Source organism: Bacillus sp. JZ34, from assembly GCF_053903205.1.
The window spans coordinates 2751348-2774166 of record NZ_CP096403.1; the positions used below are offsets into that span (position 1 = coordinate 2751348).

Genomic DNA, 22819 nt, shown 5'->3' on the forward strand with positions numbered 1-22819 from the left:
AAACGCCCCGGCCGCATTTCAGAATATGCGGCCGCGGACGGTTTCAGTTTAGTTTCGCTGAAACATTTGATACTGCGCTTTCACCAGCTCATAATACATTCCACGTTTTTCGATTAATTCCTGGTGATTTCCTTCCTCTATTTTCCGGCCGTGGTCAAGAACCAGGATTTTATCCGCATCCCTTATCGTTGAAAGCCTGTGAGCGATCATAATAGCCGTTCTGCCATGGAGCAGGGTTTTCAATGCAGCCTGAATCTTGACTTCCGTTTCTGTGTCAATACTTGCGGTTGCTTCATCAAGGATCAGAATGCGAGGGTCTGCCAGGAGCGCCCTCGCGAATGAAATGAGCTGCCGCTCACCTGCCGATAATACATTGCCGCGTTCTTCCACTTCTGTGGCGTATCCATTCGGAAGCGCTGAAATAAACGAATCGGCCCCGACAGCTTTTGCTGCTTCGATCACTTCTTCATCGGCGGCATTCGGACGGCCAAAACGAATATTTTCCATAATCGTTCCGGAAAAAATAAACGTATCCTGCAGCACGATGCTGATTTGCGAACGAAGATCGGAAAGCGAGATATCGGTAATCGGTATTCCGTCCACTTTGACAGTCCCGCCTGTTGCATCGTAAAACCTGCTGATCAGATTCGCGATCGTCGTCTTCCCTGATCCTGTATGTCCGACAAGCGCGAGCGATGTTCCCGCCGGCACCTCAAATGAAATGCTGTGCAGCGCCTTGCGATTCCCGTCATAAGAAAATTCCACCTGTTCAAATTCGATCCGGCCTTTTAATTCTTTAATTTTGACCGCATCTTCCTTGTCTGCGACACTCGGTTTTTCATCCAGAAATTCAAATATCCTCTCTGACGAAGCCATCCCCATCAACAGCTGGTTGTAGACTTGGCCGAGCCTTGAAATCGGCTCCCAGAACATTCCGAGATAGAAGGCGAATGAGACAAATACACCGATCGTAATCGTTTCATTGATAATTAAGCTTGTGCCGTACCAGATTAAAATGGCCGTCCCGACGGCGTTTGTCATTTCTACAAGCGGGCGGAATGTCGCATTTTTTTTCGTCGCTTCCCGCCAGGCTTCAAAGTTCTCGCTGTTGACGCCTTCAAAATACATCATATTCTCTTTTTCCTGCGTAAATGCCTGAGTGACCCGGATGCCTTGAATGCTTTCATTCAAATGGGAATTCAGTTTGGACTGCTTTAAGCGCACCTTTTGCCAGGATCGTCGGATTTTCCTTCTGAGATTGGTTGAAATGAAGAACATAACAGGCAGCGTCACCATGATGGCGATGGTCAGCTCAGGACTGAGCGAAAACAGAATGACGATAATACCGAAGAGGAGCAGGATATCCATCAATAAATTGATGACTCCGCTCGTAAATAATTCCTGCAGAGAATTGATGTCATTCATGATCCGGACAAGGATAGAACCTGCCGAACGCTCATCGAAAAAGCGATGCGACAGCCGCTGAACATGCGTAAATAAATGCTGTCTGAGATCATAAATGACATGCTGGCCAAGCTTGTTCATCCAGCGGATTCTCAACACATTGCTAACATAATTGACAAGATATAATCCACTGATGACGGAGATCAGAATCGCAAGAAGATTCATATCCCGGCCTGCGATTGCTTTGTCGAGCGCATAGACGCCGATCAAAATCGGCACCGTCAGCCGGATCGCCGCCGAGATCATGACCGTTAAAAAGGAGAGCGGCAGCAGATTTTTTCGGTAAGGCTTTAAATATTTGAGCAGCCTCCACATCTGCGCCCAGTTAAAAGGCTTTTCAATGATTTGGTCTGAAGTATAAAAAAACCGGTTCATCAATGTTTGTTTTTTCGCCTGATTTTCCATAGCAAGAGCCTCCTATCCTGCAAAATGCGGCTCATTCAACACATTTTGATCTTTATACTGCAAATCAAAAATCCGTTTGTATAAACCGTTTTCTTCCAATAATTGTTCGTGTGTTCCCCTTTCCTTAACAACACCTTTATCGAGCACAAGAATTTCGTCGGCATGCTTTAAGGATGAGATTCTGTGAGCGATGATGAACGTCGTCCGATCCCGCATCACTTCCCGCAATGCAAGCTGAATACGGTGCTCCGTTTCCATGTCAACGGCACTCGTCGAATCATCGAGGATGAGAATGCCCGGGTTCAGACAAATCGCCCTCGCAATCGCGATTCGCTGTTTTTGGCCACCGGACAGTCCGAGCCCCCTCTCGCCGAGCATCGTATCGTATTGGTTCGGAAGCTCCATGATAAAATCGTGCGCCTGAGCTCTTTTCGCGCTTTCGATGATCTCTTCCATTGATGCATCAGGATTTCCATAAGATATGTTTGATCTGATCGTTGATGAAAATAAAAACGATTCCTGCGGGACGACGCCGATATTGGAGCGCAGCATTTTTAATGAGTAGTGTTCAAGCGGCTTGCCGTCGATCATGATCCGGCCGGATGTCGGCTCATAAAAGCGGCTCAGCAGTTGAATGATACTGCTCTTTCCTGACCCCGTCGCACCGATTAACCCAATCGTTTTGCCGCGCTCGGCTTGAAAAGACACTCCATGCAGTGCTTCAGCGTTTTCTTTTGTATATTGAAGGGAAACATCGCTGAATACGACATCGCCGTTCAGTCTGCCGTTTTTCACCGCATGTCCGCTGTCGGTGATTTCCTCTTTGACATCAAGAATTTCCAGCAGCCGCTCTCCTGATGCTTTCGCTTGTGAAAACAGGTTGATGACATAACCGAGGTTCATGATCGGCCACATCAAGTAATTGACAAGACTGAAAAAAGCGACAAGCTCCCCCGGTTTTAAGCTGTTTTGCATCACGAGCCAGCCGCCGAACGACAACAGGGCAACGAGGCAAATATTGCCGATAAACTCCATCAGCGGAAAGAATTTAGACATGATAAACGAAGCGTTTAAGTTTTTATTTCGAAAATGGTCATTTGAATGAGTAAAGTTTTGAATCTCAAAATCTTCTTTTGATAAAGATTTAACGGTATTCATGCCGCTGATATTTTCCTGAACTTTCGTATTTAAACGGGCGAAAGATTTTCTTATGTTCCGAAAAGCCGGATGCACTTTTTTATCAAACCTGTAGACAACCGCTCCTAAAAACGGCAGAGAAGCAATCGTTACCAGAGTCAGCGGCACAGAATAAGAAAACATGACAGACAGACTGAAGGTGACAAGCAGGATAAAGCGAATCGCCTCAGCAAAACCGAAAGATAAAAAGAATCTGATGCCTTCGACGTCAGCCGTAAGCCTCGACATTAAATCTCCCGTTTTAGCGCTGTCATAATACTTGAACGGCAGACGCTGCAACTTCGCATACAGCTCTTTTCTTAACCGGTAGACCGAGCGGATTCCGAACATATCTCCAAGATACTGATGAAAAAAAGTAGCTGCGCCCTTCGCCGCCATGACAGCGATGAACCCGAGGCTGATCCATATGACCAAACCGTACCTTCCGCCGAGAATCACTTCATCAATTGTCATTTGCAGAATAATCGGGTAAACAACAGTGATCGCCGTCATCAGAAGCATCGACACAAGCGACCACAAGAACATTCTTTTATAAGGCCAATAAAAATCTTTTAGTTTTTTAAGGGACTCCATTTGCACCAGCACCTTTCCAATTCATGTAAAACAAGGACACATCATCTAATATATCGGTTTGCGAAATAAAATTCCACCGATTTTACAAAATTCAGACTTATTATGGAGTTTTCCTCCTTCTTCCGCTTGAAATAAATCCTTTTTAAAATGTGACAGTCAATAAAAAATAGTTTCTTGTTGGCAAAGGAAATTTTTTGATGAATGAAGGAAGATGATGTAAAATAATAGAAAATGTTATCAAATTATGAATGACGGAGTTGATTGCAATGGCGAAAAGAGAGGCTTTAAAAAAACAGCTTCTCCTCTTAGGTGAATTGGAACAAAAAATCTGGAAGGACTTCCGGAAAGAACGCGAAGGGATTTACGCAAGGTTAGGAGAACTTGACAGACAAATCCAGCGACATAGACGTTCCACTAAAGAGTATTATGCAGCACATTGCGTAGACATTATTAAACAGCAAAAAGGAAAAATTGTAACGACAAAAGAACTGAAAATGAAACTGAAAGAAAGAACCAATTTTAACGTTCACCGTATTAGTGAGCTTTATGACTTGATTCAAAAATTAGAACCAAACATTTCGAAAGAACGGCGCGGCTGTTTTATTTATCTGGAAAACGGTTCGAAAAAAAACGTCGGTCGGTAACAGGCTCTATGCCTGAACCGACCGACGTTCTCAACCTCCGCTGACCGGGGGAATAAGAGCAACCGTATCTCCAGACTTAACCTCACTGTTTCCTCTTCTGTACACTTCGTTGACAGCGATCATCGCTCGGTCCGTCCCCTGAAGATTGTAAGTTTCTTTTAAAAACTGTCTGATGTCGTCTGTTGTCGTTTTTTCTTCATCTATATCAACGCTCTGCGCACCCGCTTGTTCGGCAAGCTGGGCAAACAGTAAAATTTTAATCAAAGGTCAGCACCTCTTTTTCTGTCGGAAGCCGCTGCTTCCAAATCTGGTTTCCCTTCCGGGTATTCAGTTGTCTCAAGCTGGTCGCCGATCCAAGTCTCGCCGTCCTCCCAATGTTCTTTTTTCCAAATCGGCACGATTTGCTTTATCCTTTCGATCGCATATTCGTTCGCTTCATATGCCGCTTTCCGGTGAGGTGACGACACCGCGATCACCACGGCCGCGTCGGAGATGTCCAGCCTGCCGATGCGATGGGTAATCGCTGCAGCTGTACCAGGCCATTTTTCATTGATTTCTTTCCCGATCTGAGCAAGCATGCTGACCGCCATTGGAACATATGCTTCATATTCGAGATAGAGTGTCTTTTTTCCATTTGTCCATTCTCTCACTGTTCCAATAAACGTCGTGATGGCACCGGCTTCCCTTTTTTCAACTTTTTTGACGATATCTTCGATGACAATCGGCTCTTTTGTTATAACAAATCGTTCAGACAAACGCCTTCCTCCTTTAGATGATTCAGAATAAAAGCCACGGCGCTCGGGTCTTCAATATGAAAGGATGGAACATCCGTTTTCGGCTCGCTCTTTTGATAAATGACGGCGATGATGCCGTCCAATTCCTCCAAGAGCTGACAGTCCGCTTCGTTTCTGACCATGACAACTTTTTGATATGGCGCATGTTTAAATCCCTCGATGAGAAGACACTGAACCGCTAAAACGCTATAAGCGGCAATCAGTTGATCAAGCGTCCACTCGCCGCGCGCCCTCAGCTGAAAAACGCCTGCTCCTTCGACGCCGGACGCAGCCGCTCCCGCCCGAAAAAAGCGGTCGGAATCCTTTCCCTCGGCGAAAACATCCGGTTCTCCTCCATGTCCGTGGTGTTTCAGACAGCCAATCTTGACTCCGAGCTGACCGAGCTTTTCCGCTAGTTTTTCAACGAACGTCGTTTTGCCGCTGTTTTGGTACCCTACGATCTGGAGGATTGGAAAATGTGCGGCCACAGCTCTTCACTTCCGTTCTCATCCCGGTATAACAGAACATGCACTCTTGCCCCGGCCTCATAGCCTCTCGTTCCGCCCGGCAAAACCATCAGCGCATTGGCATCTGCCAGCGACGTGACGGCGCTCGATTTATCTAGGCCGACAGGCTCCGCATGAAGCGCCCCGTCTTTAATGGATACAAACGAGCGGACAAATCTTGTAAACGGATTAGGCTTTGGAAAATCCTTGCTTAAAACCTGCACATAAAGAATACGGCTTTTGATGATGCAGCCAGGTGTGGAGGGACGGCTTGACAAACAGCTCAAATCCAACGAAGCAGGCTGACGGGTTCCCGGAGAGCCCAAACAGCAATTTGCCGTTTAATTGAGCAACAGTCGTTACACTTCCCGGACGCATGGCCACTTTATTAAACAGGACCTCGGCCCCGAGCTTTTCGTAAATTGCCGGCAGAAAATCAAAGTCCCCTACGGACACCCCTCCGGTCGTAATCAGAAAATCCACCTTGTCCAAAGCTTTTTCCACCGCTGCAAAGCTTTCGTCAAATCGATCAGAAATCTTCCCTAAATAAAGGGGGGTTCCGCCTGCTTCTTCAACCTGGGCGGCCACCATGCCTGCATTGCTGTTGCGGATTTTTCCGGGAACGAGGGGATCGCTGACATTCAGGAGCTCCGTTCCGGTGGCAATGATGCCTACCACAGGCTTTTTGACTGCAGGTACCACTGCATATCCGAATGTTGCAAGCAAAGCGACAACACCCGGCGTGATCCGGGTTCCTTTCTTCACAAGCACTGATCCTTTTCTCGCATCTTCTCCGGTTTTTGAAATATTTTCTCCCGGCTCCAATGAGCGTTTTAACACCATATAGTTTTTACCGTCTTCTGAGTAGGTTTTCGTCAGCTCAAGCATGACTACCGCATCAGCGCCCTCCGGAATCTGCGCTCCGGTCATAATTCTGACAGCTTGAAAAGGACCGAGCGTTTTACCTGACACGGCTCCGGCTCCAATGTGATCAACCACCTCGAATTGCAGCGGATTTTCCCGTGAAGCACCGGCGGTATCGCAAGCTCGGACAGCAAAGCCGTCGTACGGCGAACGGTCAAAAGCGGGTACGTCGTGATCAGCCTTTACATCTTCGGCTAAAAATCTATGGAGACTCTCCTCAAGATGGATCCACTCTGTATCTCCCTGCTTCCAGTGCCGAGAGACACGCGCAGCGGCTTCAAAAACTGGAATGGGCGTTCTTTTTTCAATCATTAAAAAAACCTCCTGTTGTTACATTCCGATGACTCTCGCCAATATGGAGTTGGCTTCTTTTATATCATTTGTGCCGTGAACAAGGGCTCTTCCATCGTTAAATATGACGATTCTGAATGTCTCGTATTGTACATGCAGCAAATAATCATTCGCATCCACTTTTCCGATGCCCGAAAGTTTTTTCATGAGTTCCTCTTTAGGCAGCCGTTTTAACATATCGCTGCGAATTTGGACGGTCTCTCTTCCGCACAGAACGTCGGCTTTTTTTTGGCTCATGTTGCTGAGGAAAGGAAAAACCGGCGTTTCTCCGCACGAAGGACATGTCTCATTGCGGCCGATCTCCATTCGAAAGTGGGTGTTCGCCCATAAATCAAACGTGACAAAAGCGGTTTCAAGCGCATCTTGGTTGTCCGTTAAGATTTTTAGAATTTCAGCTTGCTGATAAGCCGACACCATTTGAACGGCCGGCGAAATAATCCCCGACGTGTCGCATGTAGCCCCGCCAATCGGAACATCTTCAAACAGGCAGGCAAGGCACGGCGTTTTTTTAGGAATAATCGTCATATACATGCCCTGACTGCTGACACAAGCGCCGTAAACCCACGGAGTGCCCGTCTCTTGGGCAAGGTCATTGATGATCATGCGGGTCTCAAAGTTATCCGTTGCATCGATGACAGCATCCGCTTCTTTGATCAGCGGTCTGAGTGTTTCCACGGTGCCGTCGGCAACATATGTACGAAGCTCAACATCGCGATTGATCTGGGAAAGACGTTCTTTTGCGGCTGCCGCTTTCGGAAGCCTTTCCTCCGCGTCTTTCTCTGTATAGAGCTGCTGCCTTTGCAGGTTGCTCCATTCCACATAATCGCGGTCTATAATAGACAGTGTACCGATGCCTGCGCGCACAAGCCCCTCGGCAGCCGACGTGCCGAGCGCCCCGGCTCCGACGATCAAAACATGGCTCTGCCTGATTCTGTCCTGACCCGCCTGTCCGATGTTTTGATATCTGATTTGTCTTGAATACCGTTCATGCATCAGGATGATCCCCTTTACTTCCTTTTCTATATCATATCATTTTTCCGTCCGCTGTTTTTTGAAAAACACTTTCCGAAAAACCCTTGCAATCTATAATAAAATATTTCATCCCGGAAAGAACGGTTCTATTTTATCTAAATCCGACTTTTTATTGACATTTATAAATTCCCACGGCTCTGCCCCGACCCTATCAGCTTCAATATACTTGACGCGGATGCGGTCGAGGAAACTGCTGATCTTCAGCTCGTTCTGCTGAAGCTGTTCGAGGAGGACGGATTTCACCCTTCTGCTGTAGACAGCAACAAGCGGCTGCGCCCTTCCGTCTGCGACCGGCACGACGGCGTCATCCGCCGGGGTCATCTGCCGTTTTAAAGCCGATATGGTCTCCTGCCGGACAAGCGGGGTATCACAGGCCGAAAAAATATAGCATTCCCCTTCCGCCCGAACCATGGCTGTGTACATACCTGCAAGCGGCCCTCTCCCACTGAACGGTTCGATATCTTCCAGCACCGCTTTTTCCCCGAGTTCTTTAAACCGCTCCGTCAGCCCCGGACGGCTCAATATCAGGACATCGCCTCCCAGCGCATGTTTGCACCATTGATAAAGCGGCTTGCCTTGCCAGCGGGCAAACGCTTTCGGTTCCCCAAAACGGCGTGAAAGGCCCCCCGATAATATGACATGTATTTCTTTCATGCAGCTCAACCTTCCTTCGCGTGTTTCTGCCTGCGAACATCATAGCAAAATTTTAGAAATCCGAACAAGTCTGTAAAATCTCTTTTTCAAAAGGCATGCCGTGTTTCATTTATGCATATTGTAGTTGTAACATTAATAGGGGGCTGGTCACCATGAAAAAAACAACGGGTTCGCTGCCTTATTTTCATGATTTATCACAGGAAAACCTTTTTTTAAAAGCGGAGCTGGCAAGGTCACATCAATTGATCCACGAGCTTGAAGCAAGCTATTTTCATCAAAAAAATCATAAGCTCAGCCAGGAAAACGCAGCGCTGAAGCAGCAGCTTCAGCAGCTGTCAATCGAACTGGAGCGGATTTCGGCAAACAAGGAAGACGAGTCGGCCGAAACGCTCAACCGGATAAAAAGCGAACTGCTGGGTAAAATCGTTGTTCTTCAGGAGCTCCTTCAAAAAGAAACCTATGCAAGAAAACAAGAGATAGAAGAAAAGCACCGCCTTCATTTAACAAATGTAAAAGCCGAAGAAGAGAAAAAAAGCTTACATAGCCAAATAGAATATGAAAAGCTTCATGCGGAAAAAGAAAAAACGCTGAGGGAAAAAAAGGAGCATGAGCTCGAAAACGCTGCACACGAAAATGCCCGCCTGAAAGACGAACTTCATGCTAAAGGTCTTCAGCTCAAACAAATCGAAACAGATGTTGCGGTATTAAAAGAGCGGGTGACAGAAACGAAAAACCGCCTTTTGGAGGCTGAAAAAACAAAAGAAGCGCTGTTTTACGAAACGATTTTATCCTATAAAAGGCAGCTCGATGAAAGTGATAAGTGGATCGCTTCTCATTTTGCCGATATTGATACATCTCAGCAGACGGAGAAGGCGCTTGAACAAAACGAAGAGCTTTTTGAACGGTCAGAGCAGATCGAGGCGGTACTTCAAACAGTTACGGAGCAAGTCGATCAGCTCCAACAGCAATTGAGCGTCATCAAACAAAATGACACGAAAATGGATCAGAAAATAACTGAATGGAAAAAGCAGACGAAAGAAGAAACAACCCCGCAAAAATGGGTCTATCAAATTAAACGCAAAGACAAAGAAACAAAACCTTTAAATTGAATACCACTTTAAGGAATAATTTGGATTTTATAAAAAACCGCTTGAGTCGATTGTCTCAAGCAGTTGATTAGGGCGGCGGCGTATATAGCGGCCGCCTTGGTGTTCCTCAAAATGGAAACGCTATCTGGAAAAGCAAGGGTTTGACTATTGCTGCTCTGTCTCGGTAGAAATCTCACCCTCTAATATATATTGACCGCGGTATGGTTTTTTGACTTCCGGGTACATTTTAATCAGGCTTTGCATAAAGGTTGTCATATTAGGGATCTCAAGTCCGCTCTCTTTTTCGATTTCTTTTTGAAGTTCGGAGCTTTTGATGGCCGCATTATGGCGTTTTAATGTTTTAATCGCCGCTTCACGCAGTTTTGCAGCTTTTGAGCCTGGACGTGCTGTACCCCTTCTGCGCCTTGTCGTTCCATCTGGAATTCCGGCAGGCAGTGAGGAGGTTTGCGGAGAAGTCTGCTGCTGGTTCTTTTGAGATGCTTGCGGCTGCTGCTGTTGTTGCTGATAGCTCTTCATCTCCTGCGCAGCTAATTCAGCTAAAACAGGGAGAGATTCCGTTTTACGCTCCGGGCGAAAATCTTTTTTTGTATCATTAAAGCTGGATGGACGATCCAATTCACGCAGCTTTGCATATATATTATCCCGCTCAATTTGATACTCCCTAATCACCTTAACCTCAGCCTCATTCAGCTGCTCCAATCTTAAACGCAATGCTTCCCTCTCGTTAAACATACCGTTTATACCCTCCTATCAGAATAAATAAACCTTCCAATAAAAATATTAGATTACCAAACTAATTTTATCAACTATTTTTTCGTTTTTCTACTGTTGCTTTCCGTTAAGAAAATAGAACTAAATTTCCGGAAAACTTGAAGCCTGAGGAGTTTTCGAAGCATTTCGGCCTACTCTAAACCCATTGTCGAAAAATGGTAAATAATGAAGGAACATAGAAAATTACTTTTCAACGAAACATAATTTAGGAATAGACTCTACTGTTTAATCGTGATGGAAAGTGTGAAATATCAATGATTAATCCGGCTTATAAATCCAGAATATTCAAAATTGCCAGATTTCACTTGTCGAATTCGCAGTTTGTTGTGTACAGGGAAAGTCAGAAATACTCCTGAAACAAAAACAGGACATAAGACTCATCAAGTAAAATAAACAGTGTCTAATGATCCATTTGTCGAAAGGGGCGGATAGAGGAAATTTTTTTGCTTTTTTTGCAATGAGGAGCCGAATAAACAAAAAACCCCATGAAAACGGGGCTTTTCATCTTTATTCAGCAGACTGTTCTGTTTCGGCAAGAACACGGTTTACACGTTTTTCGAGCATTTTCATCCCGCTTCCTCCAGCTTGAAAATGGCGAAGCTGGCCTGTTTTATCAAAAACGTAATAAGCCGGAACATATTCATTTTCGAAAGCGTCAGTCAGCTTATGGTCGCTGTCAACAAAAACAGGCTGAGTAATATCATGTTCAGCGGCAACCTCTTTGATTTTATTCAAGTCTAAATCGTCTTCTGAACGCGGCATATGCACGGCCACCACGTTTAGTTTATCGCTGTAGCGGTCGCGGAACTCATTGACTTGCGGCATCGCCTCTTTGCACAAGTGGCAGCTGATCGACCAAAAATGAATTAATGTCGGCTTTTCTCCGATAAGCTGCTCTTTTGTCACTTCTCCGTTTAACCACTCTTTTGCGCCGGTCAGTTCCGGCATCGGCTGGCGTAATTTCATGATTTTTCCTCCATTGTCATTTTTGTCGATTAAAAAGGTCTAACAAATGTTAGACCTTTCCAATCTGATTTCTAATTTGAGAATAAAAATTAAAGAGTTGCTTGACCCGGTTTCCAGTTTGCAGGGCAAAGACCGCCTGTTTGCAACGCTTGAAGCACGCGCAATGTTTCGTCTACATCACGGCCGATGTTGTTATGGAACACTGTTTGATATTGAAGTTCGCCTTCTGGATTAATGATGAACAATCCGCGAAGCGCCACACCTTCTTCTTCAATCAGTACGCCGTATTCACGGGATACTTCATGGTTTGTGTCGGCAGCAAGCGGGTATTTCAGCTGGCCGAGACCATTTTCTTTGCGGTCTGTGTTAATCCATGCCAAGTGAGTGTGGATGGTGTCAGTTGAAACGCCGATTACTTCTGCATCAAGGTCTTCAAACTCGTCATAACGGTCAGACATTGCTGTAATTTCTGTCGGGCACACGAAAGTAAAGTCCATAGGATAGAAGAATAGAACCGTCCACTTATCATTTTTCATGTTTTCTTCAAGGCTTACTTTTCCAAATTCTTTGTTTGCAAGAACCGCTTCCATTTCAAAGCGCGGCGCTTGTTTACCTACCATGCGTTCTGCCATTTTATGTATCCCTCCAATTGTGATTTTTGGGTTCTGCTACCCATATCAAAATGAGAATTTAAATATTAAATTCTCATTTAGTTAATAACATCACATACATAATTCATTATAATACTTACCATATTTTTAGTCAATATTAATTGATAATAAATTTAAATTAGCGGTTGTTCTTTTTTTAAGCCTTTAAAAAAAGTGTAACATGCCTCCGGATGATGAAACAACCGTTTAACACCCGACAGCCGTTTTTTTGGAAAAACAAGTTAAAACCGAAGCTGGAACTTCGGTTTTATGTTTATTACTGAAGTTTTTGCTCAACCTGCTGACAGATTTCATCGGCAGTTAAACCAGTCGCCTGAATGACAGATGCTCCGGTCATCGTATCTGAAATCCCGAGCATGTCAGTGTCCAGACCAGTGACAACACAGCAGTCGCAGCCTTTTGCATCGTCTTCGGTTTTCATCGTTACAACCTCATACCCTTTTTCCTTCAAAGCAGCCTCGACATCAGAAAGAGATTGTTCGATTCCGATTTTTTTCGACATGAAGAAACACCTCCACCAATTAAGATGCCACGTTTGCTGATTTTTTATACCAGCCGCTTGTTCTAATTGGCTTTGGAAGAGAAATAAGCCGTCATAACGCGGACTGCCGTCTCAAGCGCTTCCTCTTTCGGCTGCAGTTTGGCATGGTGGAGTCCGTAAGGTGAATCGACGCCGAGCCAAAACATGAAGCCCGGATACTTTTTCAGCATATAGCCGAAGTCCTCTCCTGTCATCGCTTCTTTTGAACGGATGACCTCTGCAAGGCCGCTTTCAGAAACGAACTGCATAAAGTCTTCAACTAAACCGCTTGAATTATAGACCTGATAATATGCTGCCGGATAGCTGACTTTACCGTTGCATTGATAAGCCGTTTCCAGGCCGCTCACCATCGCCTCGATCCTTTTCTTCACCTGTTCCATTGACGCTGGGGACAGCGTCCTGATCGTCCCTTCAAGCCTTGCTTGCTGAGCGATAATGTTTTGTGCCGATCCGCCTGTAATCGTCCCTATGGTAATGACAGCACTGTCCAGCGGATCGACATTCCTGGCTACGATCGACTGCATTTGCGTAACGAGCGAACTGGCGGCGACCACCATATCTTCTGCAAGGTGGGGATATGCGGCATGCCCGCCCTTTCCTTCAAGTTCGATTACAAGCTCTGACGTATTGGCAAAGAGCAGCCCGCTTTTCGTTCCGATCGTTCCGACCGGGAGCTCAGGCGCGATGTGCAGCGCTGTGATCATGCTCGGCTCCCACTTTTTAAACAAATCGCTTTCAAGCATCGGTTCAGCGCCGCCCGGCCCTTCTTCAGCAGGCTGGAACAAAAACAACAGATCTTGTTTAACCGGGTTGCGGACGAAATGATCGATGATGCCGAGGGCAATCGTCATATGGAAATCATGCCCGCACGCATGCATCCTGTTCTGATGTACGGAAGAAAAAGAATATCCGGTATCTTCCCGAATCGAGAGCCCGTCCATATCCGCCCTGTAAGCCAAAATCTGTTCAGGGGCTGTCCCTTTAACCTTTACAAACAGTCCGGTTCTCCACTTTTCGATTTCAATCCGGTCTTCCGGATGCTTTAGTAAGTGGTTCAAAAGATAAGCCTGTGTCTTATATTCCTGAAAACCGAGTTCAGGAATTTGGTGCAGATCTCTGCGAATCGCTGCTAATTCGTCCAATTTCATCTTTCTAACCTCCCCGGCGATACGAAAATGCGTGGATTGTCACATCCACGCACTTTTCGCCGCCGCTTCTTAAAGCTGACGCAATTCCTGTTTGATTTCTGTTTTGCCTTTTGTTTTTTCATCGATGTCTTTGATTTTTTTCGCAGGCGTTCCGGCAACTACTGTGTAAGGTGCCACATCTTCCACAACGATTGCGCCGGCAGCAACGACGGCTCCTTTTCCGACAGTCACGCCTTCAAGTACGACGGCGTTTGCACCGATGACGACATCGTCTTCAATAACGACAGGTTTTGCTGAAGGGGGCTCAATGACACCGGCAAGCACGGAACCCGCTCCAATGTGGCAGTTTTTGCCGACGGTAGCTCGTCCGCCCAGCACGACATTCATATCGATCATCGTTCCTTCGCCGATTACAGAGCCGATGTTGATGGAAGCTCCCATCATGATGACGGCGTTGTCGCCGATTTCCACTTGATCGCGGATGATCGCACCCGGCTCGATTCGCGCTTTAATATTTTTCAAATCGAGCGTTGGGATCGCCGAATTGCGGCGGTCGTTTTCGACAACATAGTCTTCAATTTTACCTTTGTTTGCTTCGAGCGCAGCTTGAATCTCCGCCCATTCACCGAATACTACCCCAGTATGCCCTGTAATAAAAGGCTTGGCTGAAGCGCCGAAGTCAATTCCTTCAAGGTCGCCTTTCACATACACTTTAACAGGTGTTGATTTCTTACTATTTTGAATAAATGAGATAATCTCATTTGCATCCATCATTTTCATTATGTAAGTCCTCCTTCTCTTTTTCTCCTCATTACTGTATCAAAGGAAAGATTTAAAAACAAGAAAAAAAGGAAAGGGGGCGTCCCGTTTCCTTTTTTAGCAAATGTCATGCCGGCACTTCACATTTCTTTGCAAAATCCCTGCCGAATTGAAGCAGCATGTCTTCTTCTTCATCTTCCGGATTCATTTCGATTTTGACGGACGGAAGCACCGTGTCTCCGCCAAGCTCTTTGATTTTGTCCTCAAGTATGTCGACGGCACCGCAAAAATGCTCGTAAGAAGTATCTCCGGACCCGAAAACGGCAAACATCTTATCTGTGAAATCCATCCCTTCCATATCATCGTAAATATCCAAAAACTCATCCGGGAGATCCCCGTCGCCCCATGTATAAGCGCCAAATATCATATACTGATAATCGTTAAAGAGCGCCGCATCTACATCCATCGCTTCATGGCGGTCAACTTCGGCCCCGCCCTCAAGAAGGCCTTTCTCGATTAAATCGGCCATTGCTTCTGTATTTCCAGACATGCTTGCATAAACCAGCAAAACTTTCCCCATCGTTATTCCTCCTATAAAACGCTATAAAATCAGTGGGCTGCAGCAGGCTGTTCATAAGGCCTGACAAATTTGCATTCATAAAGACCCGCGCAAAAGAAGTTCTCCTTTTGATTGGCGACTCTGAATCCATGCCCTTTAATCGTGTCAAACCATTTCAGCTCTCTTTCAAAGAAATCAAGCCGGTAGATTCTTGAAAATCCGTCTCGGTCTTGAGCCGATGTGACATAGATGATTCCGTTGTCTTCGGACACATCCAGGAATGATTCTTCATTTTCAACAAGGCCCTGCCTGATTTGTATTTCATCATTCGTGTGGATGTTGACCAAATTGACGGCACCGTGATTTCCTTTTTTGGATCCCATCGCACAAACCAGCCATTCGCCTTCAAATGCGATCATCGAGGCGGTCATGCGGCCGGTTTCTTTTTTGATCAAAAAAGCCGATTCTGCTGCCAAATCGTATGCCCAAACACCACCGTGCACTTCATGAATCTGCGTTCCGATGTAAAGGCGCTCCTCATGGAGGCACAGAGAGCGGATAACGGGCGGATGACTCAAACCGGAAAACGGCTTGACGATTTTCCATGAGACGCCGAAATCCTCTGATATGTAAATGCAATGCTTCCCATGGGCACAAACAAAGCCGTCCGTTCTCCCTGTGATCGACCAAATCGTAGCGTTTGTCGGAAAGCTTGAGATTGACCAGGTTGCTCCTTGGTCAGACGATCTGATAATCGTTCCCCTCTCCCCTGCGCCGAATAAATAATCGCCGATATAGGTGATGGAACATATTTTGCTTTTTAATTGAAAGAGCTTTGTCCAGCCTTGCTCAAGTGAGTAGTGAAAAATCCCTTCCCGCTTGATGGCGACAAAGTAACCGGAATGCTTTGCCGAAGCGACGGCCGTCGCACCTTTATGAAACATGGGTCTCAGCCTGCCGCTTTTCGTGTTCTGCCCATCTTATAAAACCTTCGGCAAATTCCTTGCAGCACTCGGCATCTTCATCCGTTTCGGGGGCAAGTTCTATTTTCAAGGTCTCTCGATAAAGGTCGGCGCCGGTTCGTTCTAGCATGCTGTAAAACGTGTTGACCGCTTCGCAAAAGCGGGGGTATGCATAGTCGCCGGATCCGAAGCATGCCGCTTTCTTTCCTTTAAGGTCAAGCGAAGAGACCTCGTCGTAAAACGATTCCGCTTCATAAGGAAGATCCCCGTCTCCCCATGTGTAGGTGCCGATTAAAAGAAGATCGTATTCAGCCAATGAATCGGCATCGACATCATCCATTTCCTGAATTGCGACATCAAAACCGTTCTCCTTCAATGTATCTTTGATGATCATCGCGATATCCTCCGTGTTGCCGGACATGCTGGCATATGCAATTAATGCTTTAGACAACAGAATCACCTCTGAAATTGATAATGATTTTCATTATTATATAGATACACTTTAAATGATAATGATTATCAATGTCAATAAATCGCACAAAAAAAGCAGCCCTCTTTTTTGAGTCCTGCCTTTCTGATGTTTATTCAGTTGCCGTACATTCTTTCACAACCTCTACAAACGCCTGTACTTGCTTCAGTTGGAAAGCCGGCTCATAACCGAGCAGCCACGTATCTCTGCCGATTGCTTTTCCTTTAGCGTCAAGCAGCGGGATTTGATGAACATGGCTCCCGCTTCCGTGAAGCGTCACAGATGGAAGGATCGCATAGCCGATTCCGTGGAAAGCCATCTGTTTGCATGTTTCAATTTGGTCGACAATAATGGTCTGCTTTGGCGACGTTTTAAACTTTTGATGCCACCAGTGCTGAATTTCCTGATAGTACGTGCTGTCGCTTTTGAACTGGATGAACGGCCGTTCCGTTTTGGCAATGTCCTCAATGTTACGGATCTCTGTATCGACAAGGTACAATTCGTCCCGCATCAAGTAATGCTTCGGTCCTTTCCATTCCGGGTTTCCTCTGATAATGCCGACATGAACATGGTCTTCGTAGAGGCTTTTCAGCATTTCGCTGCTCCATCCGGTCACGAGCGAAATTTTCACGTTTGGATATTGTTTGACATAGGTTTTCAGAACGTTGGGAAGCCAATGCTGCCCAATGATCGAAGCGGCCGCCAATTTGAGCGTACCGTGAATCTCGCCCTCCAACTCATCGATATTCTCTCTCACTTTTTCCTGTTCCAATGTCACATCTTTTGCGAACTGGATGATTTTTTCTCCGGCAGACGTAACCGTCAGCCCTTTTTGCGATCTCAAAAAAATTTTCGTTCCCCATGATTTCTCAATGGTCTGCAGGCGTTGGGACAAAGCCGGCTGGGAAACAAACAGGCGTTCAGCCGCTTTCCGCATATTTAATTCTTCCGCCAGAACGACAAGCATGTGGAGCTCTTGAAGCTGCATGGACATTCCTCATTCCAATAAGTTTTTCTTATCATACATTTAATCAAACGGCTGTTTTTTAATCAAGCGGAAAGTCAGGCTTCGGAGAATGTGCGGAGGGTTTGGTGGAGCGCTGCAAATAAAAAATAGGCCGCTGCCGCGCCTATTTATTCAACGTTCTCAAATGCTTATTCAGCTGTTTTAACACGACACGCCTTGTAAAAATGCCTTCGAAAACCTGCTCTTCATTTTCGACACATACAAACGCGTTGTTGATGACCAGTCCGAATCCTTTTAAGATCGGGTCGTCAATTTTCAAGCGTGGGATGTCTGTCAGCATGACTTCTTCAACATGAATCTTGTCAAGCTTCTCAAATTCGATTCGTTCCAAGCCGAAGATTTTATCCATGATCATATTCGTTCCGATTAATCCGTGCAAACGGAAAGAAGCATCAAGTACAGGGATCGCGGTATATCCGGTTTTCGTCAACACGAGAAGGGCATGTTCCAGATTATTTCCGACTTGAACATGGGCTACTTTATCAGCATCGATCATAAACTGACCTACTGTCGTTTCAAGAAGTTCATCTGATTGCATACTAATCATGATTTTTCGACTCCTTTTCAGCTTTAATCCATCAACGCATATTTTCCCTATACTACAATAATATAAACGATATCAATATTTGTCGAAAACTTTCCTTTCTTCCAAGGTCAGTTTATCATTCCATATCCTTTTAGGAAACAAAAAAGATACTCTAATGAGTATCAATTGATATAATCTGACCTAATTTTCAGACCGGACACGGTCGTATAAGGTAACCAGTTTTTTATATGTCAGGCTATCCACATTTTTTGTACCCGTTTCTATATCATTGATCTCACTGCTTAGTAGCTCTACGGCATACTCATGGTCCAAAAGTACGTTCAGCAACAGTTTTCTCTCTTCTTCTGAAAAGCGTTCCATTCTTAACCAGCCCCCTAATTGATTTAGCTAGAGTCAGAAACAATATGTTCTCTCTAGTTTCTATAGGGCTAGAATATGAAATTGCAATTCAAACGTCAACCGCACATTTCGACATCTGTTCGATTTTCTTTCAAACAATTATTTTGTGTACCGGTTTGCATAGCTTGAAGCTGTATAGGAGTCAGGTTTAATTTTGGCACAGATTCCCATGGAGGTGATCCGGCCCGTCATTTCCTGGATTAAATCCTTTGTCATTCCTTTTTTTCCGATATCCAAATGAACTTCAAGGGTTAAATCTGCTCCCTCGTCTGTAAACGGAAGAAGCAGATCCATAATTTCATTAAAGTAATCATTTAAAAGATATGCGGCAATCTCTTGGCTGTAAGCTGTTTCAAGCGATATTTTCTCCCTGAGGCTATGTATCGGTCTGTTGACAACCGTGTTTTTCAGACAGCCCCACGCTCCTTTGCCCTTGCGGTGCAAATGGATAGCCGTGATAAACTTTGTGCAGTTCTGATGGATTTGCGAGTCTGTTCCGACGGACAGCAGATAGCTTGCCCGCGGATCTTGGCGTATGAACGCCTTCAGTCTCCCGATCACTTCAGGAAATGTCATTTGATCTTCAGAAAGATTATAAAAAAGAAAAGAATCAGCCATTGGAATGCCCCTTTTCATTTTTGATCTGCACCGAAGATGGAACGATTCGTCTGTCTGCTATCCTTTTTTGGTCGGTATATTTTTCAAGCTGAACCCGCAGCTGTCACATCTGTAAATTACATTCTGATTGGACTGGGCTGTCAGCACTTGATCCATATGCTCGGTTGTTTTGCAATTCGGACAAATAACGCTTGGAAAAGCTTTCATGCCATATCCTCCTATTGCTGAAGCAGTTCAAAGATTTCGATTGAAATCATATCGATGTTGTCAAACGGAAATGTGGTAGGCTTATCGCCTTTTTGATAAACTGTCAGCTCAAATGTTTGGTTTTTTTCAAAATATTTTACGCTGCAAATTTTTTCTCCGTTTACTTCAAAATTGCGCTGCGTCGGTTCTCCGGCAGCCTCCGCAGTCTCCTGCAGGCTCTGCAGTCTCGTGATGATACCCATTAATTGTGACATTCTAAAAAAGACTCCTTTCAAAAAAACAACTTCAGGATCAACAAGTATTAATTATAATACAAGTTCTACACGCATCATACCACAAAGTATCAGCCGATGACATTTTTCCTTTCTGATCATGAAAAAGAAAAACCGCTTTTCATAGTTTGAGTTTTCTTTTTTCATGTCATACATGAAAAATATTTTTTTGACTGCAGAGGAGCCTTTTTAACCACCAATTTAGATTTATGGGGCAACAGGATTGTCTTATTCCTGTCCCACACCTAAAGCCCAAAAATCCCGCAGCCATTTGCAATGCAGGATTCCACGCAAATAAAAAACTTGGCGGGGGCAGCGCCAAGTTTTTTAAAATCTTGATCTGATAGAGGGGTTGGGGAACAGAGAGGTTCATCTCTCTATAATTAAATGATAATGATTATCAGTATCATTGTCAATGAATTTTTTAAAAATTCTTTTTCTAGCTGAAAAGTTCGGCCAATGTCCAGTTAACATCGATGACAAACAGCGGGAATACAGCGTGGTCTTCTTCCTTGTTATCCGCAAAATTCGAGTTTGTTTCTTTCTCGTCCGGTTGTTCGGCCATCATGTCTTCTCCAGCCGGTTTTGTATCAGATTGGCCGATAGCCGTTACTTTGAAGCTGCCGCCGATATTCTTTAGCGTCACCGTCTGATAATTTTTTTGATATGAAACAGGACCGCGGTCTTGATCTCCAACACATTCGTATACGGTATAGCTTCCGTCTTTCACCGCCACTTTTGTGTTTTCATCATAGCTGAAGAAAGGGATTGCAACTTCCGGCGCGTCTGTCCCATAAAAAATCCACCCCGCTTGTTCGGGAAAGGCGTTCGCCTCCACGTACTTCGCTGCCATGGCGTGTTCCATATAAGGTTCCAAGAGGGATATCATGTCTTTTTTCGTTCTTTCCTTTTCGGTCAGCTGAAAATGGACGTCGGATACGGATTGAAGGGTCTCAAATAACGACGCTCTTGTCGGTTTTTCTCCGGCTTCGGCAAAATCCGCACAGAGGAATACAAAAGCCGCAGTCAATAGTCCGCACAGTAAGAATGACCAAACGTTCTTCATATGATCCGCCCCTTTTTTAGCATATATTTTTACATTTTCCTTTATATACGCAAAACAAACCTCTCGGGATTCATTTTTTCGAAAAGAAAAAGCGGCGAAAGGCCGCCGCTTAAATTAATCCGTCTTGTTCGTATAAATATGAGTAGGACAGGTCAATGAACAGATACAATTCTTCATCCATCGGATAGGAAAATGTTCTGATCATTTCCCCCGTTTCGATATCGCTGTACAAATCGCTGAAAAACCCTTTTCTCATCGTTCTCATCCTCATGATATTCTCGAGAAAATAAGGGCGCCAGCTCCAGTTTTTGCCGATGTACTCAGGCTGAAATATCCATGCTCCATCATGTTTAAACACGTTTTTCGTCAGCTGAATCCCGTCTTCATCGCACATGTAAATTCTAAAGCTGCAATCGGTCAGTTCTTTTCCGAGATTGAAGAGAAACTCATCGTCTGACTGAGCTGTTTTCTTTAGCGATGTGACAAGCTGATGAATCCGTTTGTAAAACTGCTCAGAGTGGTCGTACAAAATGGTTAGCTTCTTCTTCTCATGTGTGATAAATTGGTGAAACTCGGCATGCAGCCGGTCCTTTAATACATTCCGTTCGATAAATTCATCCTTCGGCAGTTCAAGATACTGCCCCTGAAAATACCGGCCTCCGTTTCTCCATGCGTATTGCAGCTGAAAGCTCGCCTCAATATCCTCGTAAAGCAATGCGGCGCCGATTTTTCTGGCAAGGAGCGATATGCTGTAAAGCACATATTCATAGGATGGCGAAGGAGAAGACAGCTTGAGCGGCTGAAGGTCGATCTTTAACAGATCAGGGGAAAGAAGAGCGATTCTGTCGAGGTTGCTGCTTTCCTTTCCGATATTATCAACAGCGACTTTAATTCCGTATGTACGGTAGTAGGTCAGCAAATGATGCAGCTGTTCAATATCCCCTTCAAACTTTTGCTCCGTGATTTCGATAACGAAACGGTTGAGCTCGAGCCCTTTATCCTGATATTCCATCAACAGGTCGAGGAACGATTCACCGTGATCCATCATCAGCACATTTGCATCTTGATTGACGAAGATGAGCAGGTCGCGCCCGCTCTCCAAAAAATGATCAAGCGCCTGGCGGATCACCTTGAGATCAACCTCTTTCTTGTATTCTTCAGGAATTGTCGGATCAGAAAAAAACGGCCCGAGACTCTTCACTTCAGATTCTACCTTGATACGCCCCAGCACTTCATAGCCGATCACCTTTTGTTCTTCAGCACTGAAGATCGGCTGATAGTATGGAATAACATCTTCAATGTTCGTTAAAATATCGAGTGGATCCAACATGGCATATCACCTGCTTCTAATCTTTGTCTGATTATACCATACCGGCCCGCACCTTTGAATTTGAAATCTTAAAACGGACGGGGATTCAGCCATTGGCCGCCGTCCATCGTCACACACTCCCCGTTGACATATCCCGCCTGTTCAGAAAGCAAAAATGCGGCGAGTCCCGCGATTTCTTCAGGGGTTCCCAGCCTGTTGAGCGGAACGCTTTTGATTGTCGCGTGCGCGGCTTCTTCCGATTCAAACAATTTTTCGGCACCGCCCGTCCTCTCGATCGGACCGGGCGCGATGGCATTGCACCTGATCCCGTATGCACTTCCCCACTCGACTGCAAGCGTCCTCGTCAGCGACAGGACAGCTGCTTTTGCCGCCGCGGAATGAACGACACCGGCACCCGCGCCCCATGCATATGTCGCGACCATATTTAAAATCTGGCCGCGTTTTTTTTCCTTGATCCAGTAGCGGCCGGCTGCCTGGCTGCAATAAAATGTGCCGTTCAGCACGATATCGATGACCGCCTTCCAGCCGTTGACCGACAGTTTTTCAGCAGGGCAGATAAAGTTCCCTGCGGCATTGTTAACCAAAGCGTCGATCGTACCAAAGCGTCCTGCCGTCTCTGTGATCATCTGTTCCACATCTTCAACAGACCTGACATCCATCCGGCATATAGCCACCTGCCCCGTAAATGTTTCAATTTCTTCTTTGGCCGCTTCAAGCGTTTCTTGCGTTCTGCCTGTAATCATCACATTCCAGCCTTCTTCGGCTTGCTTTTTGGCGATCGCTTTTCCCATTCCGCTCGACCCGCCGGTCACGATTACAACTTTTCTGTCCATATCCATCCCCCTTGTTTATGAATGAGTATTCATTCAATTCAT

At 45.3% G+C, this 22819-nt stretch carries 27 protein-coding genes and 1 pseudogene; 2 read left to right on the plus strand and 26 right to left on the minus strand.

All coding sequences use genetic code 11. The annotated features are described in order from the left end of the window. Window positions 1-48 precede the first annotated feature (48 nt). Together M1D90_RS13860 and M1D90_RS13865 are read right to left on the minus strand one after the other, a co-directional pair. Entirely contained in the window at window positions 49-1869 is a 1821-nt protein-coding gene (locus tag M1D90_RS13860; protein ID WP_026579782.1) for an ABC transporter ATP-binding protein, read from the minus strand. 12 nt (window positions 1870-1881) lie between these two features. Then, the gene (locus M1D90_RS13865; RefSeq protein WP_411202479.1) at window positions 1882-3639 is read right to left on the minus strand and encodes an ABC transporter ATP-binding protein; all 1758 of its coding nucleotides are present in this window, start codon (window positions 3637-3639) and stop codon (window positions 1882-1884) included. Window positions 3640-3905: 266 nt separating this feature from the next. On the opposite strand from M1D90_RS13865, the gene M1D90_RS13870 reads away from it, so the two are divergent. Next, window positions 3906-4283 (plus strand): Rok-like winged helix domain-containing protein, encoded by a 378-nt coding sequence (locus tag M1D90_RS13870; protein WP_020451217.1) that lies wholly within the window; start codon window positions 3906-3908, stop codon window positions 4281-4283. A gap of 30 nt (window positions 4284-4313) precedes the next feature. Here M1D90_RS13870 and moaD read toward each other — a convergent pair whose 3' ends face one another. The 6 genes and pseudogenes from moaD to mobA all read right to left on the minus strand — a co-directional run bounded on the left by moaD (window position 4314) and on the right by mobA (window position 8523). Further along, the gene (gene moaD / locus M1D90_RS13875; RefSeq protein WP_023857283.1) at window positions 4314-4547 is read right to left on the minus strand and encodes a molybdopterin converting factor subunit 1; all 234 of its coding nucleotides are present in this window, start codon (window positions 4545-4547) and stop codon (window positions 4314-4316) included. Then, on the minus strand, window positions 4544-5038 hold the full coding sequence (locus M1D90_RS13880) for a molybdenum cofactor biosynthesis protein MoaE (protein WP_020451215.1): 495 nt from the start codon (window positions 5036-5038) through the stop codon (window positions 4544-4546). Before M1D90_RS13880 ends, moaD begins: the two co-directional genes overlap by 4 nt. Next, window positions 5017-5544 (minus strand): molybdopterin-guanine dinucleotide biosynthesis protein B, encoded by a 528-nt coding sequence (mobB, locus tag M1D90_RS13885; protein ID WP_128822362.1) that lies wholly within the window; start codon window positions 5542-5544, stop codon window positions 5017-5019. The genes M1D90_RS13880 and mobB overlap by 22 nt, the downstream gene beginning before the upstream one ends. Further along, window positions 5511-6798: pseudogene (locus tag M1D90_RS13890) on the minus strand (molybdopterin molybdotransferase MoeA). The gene mobB and the pseudogene M1D90_RS13890 overlap by 34 nt, the downstream one beginning before the upstream one ends. 18 nt (window positions 6799-6816) lie before the next feature. Continuing rightward, window positions 6817-7830: a molybdopterin-synthase adenylyltransferase MoeB gene (locus M1D90_RS13895; RefSeq protein WP_026579783.1), complete on the minus strand. Its 1014-nt coding sequence runs from the start codon at window positions 7828-7830 to the stop codon at window positions 6817-6819. Window positions 7831-7935: 105 nt separating this feature from the next. Further along, window positions 7936-8523 carry a molybdenum cofactor guanylyltransferase gene (gene mobA / locus M1D90_RS13900; RefSeq protein WP_023857285.1) on the minus strand — a complete coding sequence of 196 codons (588 nt, stop codon included), beginning with the start codon at window positions 8521-8523 and terminating at the stop codon, window positions 7936-7938. 152 nt (window positions 8524-8675) lie between these two features. On the opposite strand from mobA, the gene M1D90_RS13905 reads away from it, so the two are divergent. Continuing rightward, complete coding sequence (locus M1D90_RS13905) at window positions 8676-9632, plus strand: coiled-coil domain-containing protein (RefSeq protein WP_023857286.1); 957 nt, start codon at window positions 8676-8678, stop codon at window positions 9630-9632. Window positions 9633-9776: 144 nt separating this feature from the next. Here M1D90_RS13905 and rok read toward each other — a convergent pair whose 3' ends face one another. From rok to fadH, 18 genes are all read right to left on the minus strand, one after another. Then, window positions 9777-10364 carry a transcriptional regulator Rok gene (gene rok / locus M1D90_RS13910; protein ID WP_020451209.1) on the minus strand — a complete coding sequence of 196 codons (588 nt, stop codon included), beginning with the start codon at window positions 10362-10364 and terminating at the stop codon, window positions 9777-9779. Window positions 10365-10910: 546 nt separating this feature from the next. Beyond that, window positions 10911-11369: a redoxin domain-containing protein gene (locus M1D90_RS13915; RefSeq protein ID WP_020451208.1), complete on the minus strand. Its 459-nt coding sequence runs from the start codon at window positions 11367-11369 to the stop codon at window positions 10911-10913. Window positions 11370-11458: 89 nt separating this feature from the next. Further along, window positions 11459-12001 (minus strand): biofilm-specific peroxidase AhpA, encoded by a 543-nt coding sequence (gene ahpA / locus M1D90_RS13920; protein ID WP_020451207.1) that lies wholly within the window; start codon window positions 11999-12001, stop codon window positions 11459-11461. Window positions 12002-12296: 295 nt separating this feature from the next. After that, window positions 12297-12542: a YkuS family protein gene (locus M1D90_RS13925; RefSeq protein ID WP_003181323.1), complete on the minus strand. Its 246-nt coding sequence runs from the start codon at window positions 12540-12542 to the stop codon at window positions 12297-12299. A 62-nt stretch (window positions 12543-12604) separates the two neighbouring features. Further along, window positions 12605-13729: an N-acetyldiaminopimelate deacetylase gene (locus M1D90_RS13930; RefSeq protein WP_065644040.1), complete on the minus strand. Its 1125-nt coding sequence runs from the start codon at window positions 13727-13729 to the stop codon at window positions 12605-12607. Window positions 13730-13798: 69 nt separating this feature from the next. After that, window positions 13799-14509 carry a 2,3,4,5-tetrahydropyridine-2,6-dicarboxylate N-acetyltransferase gene (gene dapD / locus M1D90_RS13935; protein ID WP_065644039.1) on the minus strand — a complete coding sequence of 237 codons (711 nt, stop codon included), beginning with the start codon at window positions 14507-14509 and terminating at the stop codon, window positions 13799-13801. A gap of 106 nt (window positions 14510-14615) precedes the next feature. Continuing rightward, the gene (locus M1D90_RS13940) at window positions 14616-15068 is read right to left on the minus strand and encodes a flavodoxin (RefSeq protein ID WP_020451204.1); all 453 of its coding nucleotides are present in this window, start codon (window positions 15066-15068) and stop codon (window positions 14616-14618) included. Window positions 15069-15097: 29 nt separating this feature from the next. Beyond that, window positions 15098-15991 (minus strand): WD40/YVTN/BNR-like repeat-containing protein, encoded by an 894-nt coding sequence (locus tag M1D90_RS13945; RefSeq protein WP_212110497.1) that lies wholly within the window; start codon window positions 15989-15991, stop codon window positions 15098-15100. Then, complete coding sequence (locus tag M1D90_RS13950; protein ID WP_020451202.1) at window positions 15981-16460, minus strand: flavodoxin; 480 nt, start codon at window positions 16458-16460, stop codon at window positions 15981-15983. Before M1D90_RS13950 ends, M1D90_RS13945 begins: the two co-directional genes overlap by 11 nt. Before the next feature lie 130 nt (window positions 16461-16590). Then, window positions 16591-17466, minus strand: a complete 876-nt coding sequence (locus M1D90_RS13955; protein WP_023857289.1) for a LysR family transcriptional regulator — start codon at window positions 17464-17466, stop codon at window positions 16591-16593. 142 nt (window positions 17467-17608) lie between these two features. Next, window positions 17609-18052, minus strand: a complete 444-nt coding sequence (gene cbpB / locus M1D90_RS13960) for a cyclic-di-AMP-binding protein CbpB (RefSeq protein WP_020451200.1) — start codon at window positions 18050-18052, stop codon at window positions 17609-17611. A gap of 180 nt (window positions 18053-18232) precedes the next feature. Beyond that, window positions 18233-18412, minus strand: coding sequence for an antirepressor AbbA (gene abbA / locus M1D90_RS13965; protein ID WP_003181305.1), 180 nt, complete (start codon window positions 18410-18412; stop codon window positions 18233-18235). A 138-nt stretch (window positions 18413-18550) separates the two neighbouring features. Beyond that, window positions 18551-19069: a ribonuclease H-like YkuK family protein gene (locus M1D90_RS13970; RefSeq protein WP_020451199.1), complete on the minus strand. Its 519-nt coding sequence runs from the start codon at window positions 19067-19069 to the stop codon at window positions 18551-18553. A 57-nt stretch (window positions 19070-19126) separates the two neighbouring features. Further along, window positions 19127-19276 (minus strand): hypothetical protein, encoded by a 150-nt coding sequence (locus M1D90_RS13975; protein ID WP_020451198.1) that lies wholly within the window; start codon window positions 19274-19276, stop codon window positions 19127-19129. Window positions 19277-19287: 11 nt separating this feature from the next. Next, window positions 19288-19530 (minus strand): YkuJ family protein, encoded by a 243-nt coding sequence (locus M1D90_RS13980; RefSeq protein WP_003181299.1) that lies wholly within the window; start codon window positions 19528-19530, stop codon window positions 19288-19290. A 457-nt stretch (window positions 19531-19987) separates the two neighbouring features. Then, complete coding sequence (locus M1D90_RS13985) at window positions 19988-20614, minus strand: DUF3993 domain-containing protein (protein ID WP_105978958.1); 627 nt, start codon at window positions 20612-20614, stop codon at window positions 19988-19990. A 109-nt stretch (window positions 20615-20723) separates the two neighbouring features. Then, window positions 20724-21944 carry an EAL domain-containing protein gene (locus M1D90_RS13990; protein ID WP_095290375.1) on the minus strand — a complete coding sequence of 407 codons (1221 nt, stop codon included), beginning with the start codon at window positions 21942-21944 and terminating at the stop codon, window positions 20724-20726. A gap of 68 nt (window positions 21945-22012) precedes the next feature. Further along, entirely contained in the window at window positions 22013-22777 is a 765-nt protein-coding gene (gene fadH / locus M1D90_RS13995) for a 2,4-dienoyl-CoA reductase (RefSeq protein ID WP_105978959.1), read from the minus strand. Window positions 22778-22819: the final 42 nt, after the last annotated feature.

Bases quoted from the DNA above. Each gene is read 5' to 3' on its own strand.
- M1D90_RS13860 (WP_026579782.1), bottom strand. From the start codon at position 1,869: ATGGAAAATCAGGCGAAAAAACAAACATTGATGAACCGGTTTTTTTAT.
- M1D90_RS13865 (WP_411202479.1), bottom strand. From the start codon at position 3,639: ATGGAGTCCCTTAAAAAACTAAAAGATTTTTATTGGCCTTATAAAAGA.
- M1D90_RS13870 (WP_020451217.1), top strand. From the start codon at position 3,906: ATGGCGAAAAGAGAGGCTTTAAAAAAACAGCTTCTCCTCTTAGGTGAA.
- M1D90_RS13895 (WP_026579783.1), bottom strand. From the start codon at position 7,830: ATGCATGAACGGTATTCAAGACAAATCAGATATCAAAACATCGGACAG.
- mobA (WP_023857285.1), bottom strand. From the start codon at position 8,523: ATGAAAGAAATACATGTCATATTATCGGGGGGCCTTTCACGCCGTTTT.
- M1D90_RS13905 (WP_023857286.1), top strand. From the start codon at position 8,676: ATGAAAAAAACAACGGGTTCGCTGCCTTATTTTCATGATTTATCACAG.
- rok (WP_020451209.1), bottom strand. From the start codon at position 10,364: ATGTTTAACGAGAGGGAAGCATTGCGTTTAAGATTGGAGCAGCTGAAT.
- M1D90_RS13915 (WP_020451208.1), bottom strand. From the start codon at position 11,369: ATGAAATTACGCCAGCCGATGCCGGAACTGACCGGCGCAAAAGAGTGG.
- ahpA (WP_020451207.1), bottom strand. From the start codon at position 12,001: ATGGCAGAACGCATGGTAGGTAAACAAGCGCCGCGCTTTGAAATGGAA.
- M1D90_RS13925 (WP_003181323.1), bottom strand. From the start codon at position 12,542: ATGTCGAAAAAAATCGGAATCGAACAATCTCTTTCTGATGTCGAGGCT.
- M1D90_RS13930 (WP_065644040.1), bottom strand. From the start codon at position 13,729: ATGAAATTGGACGAATTAGCAGCGATTCGCAGAGATCTGCACCAAATT.
- dapD (WP_065644039.1), bottom strand. From the start codon at position 14,509: ATGAAAATGATGGATGCAAATGAGATTATCTCATTTATTCAAAATAGT.
- M1D90_RS13940 (WP_020451204.1), bottom strand. From the start codon at position 15,068: ATGGGGAAAGTTTTGCTGGTTTATGCAAGCATGTCTGGAAATACAGAA.
- M1D90_RS13945 (WP_212110497.1), bottom strand. From the start codon at position 15,991: ATGTTTCATAAAGGTGCGACGGCCGTCGCTTCGGCAAAGCATTCCGGT.
- M1D90_RS13955 (WP_023857289.1), bottom strand. From the start codon at position 17,466: ATGCAGCTTCAAGAGCTCCACATGCTTGTCGTTCTGGCGGAAGAATTA.
- cbpB (WP_020451200.1), bottom strand. From the start codon at position 18,052: ATGATTAGTATGCAATCAGATGAACTTCTTGAAACGACAGTAGGTCAG.
- abbA (WP_003181305.1), bottom strand. From the start codon at position 18,412: ATGGAACGCTTTTCAGAAGAAGAGAGAAAACTGTTGCTGAACGTACTT.
- M1D90_RS13970 (WP_020451199.1), bottom strand. From the start codon at position 19,069: ATGGCTGATTCTTTTCTTTTTTATAATCTTTCTGAAGATCAAATGACA.
- M1D90_RS13975 (WP_020451198.1), bottom strand. From the start codon at position 19,276: ATGAAAGCTTTTCCAAGCGTTATTTGTCCGAATTGCAAAACAACCGAG.
- M1D90_RS13980 (WP_003181299.1), bottom strand. From the start codon at position 19,530: ATGTCACAATTAATGGGTATCATCACGAGACTGCAGAGCCTGCAGGAG.
- M1D90_RS13985 (WP_105978958.1), bottom strand. From the start codon at position 20,614: ATGAAGAACGTTTGGTCATTCTTACTGTGCGGACTATTGACTGCGGCT.
- M1D90_RS13990 (WP_095290375.1), bottom strand. From the start codon at position 21,944: ATGTTGGATCCACTCGATATTTTAACGAACATTGAAGATGTTATTCCA.
- fadH (WP_105978959.1), bottom strand. From the start codon at position 22,777: ATGGACAGAAAAGTTGTAATCGTGACCGGCGGGTCGAGCGGAATGGGA.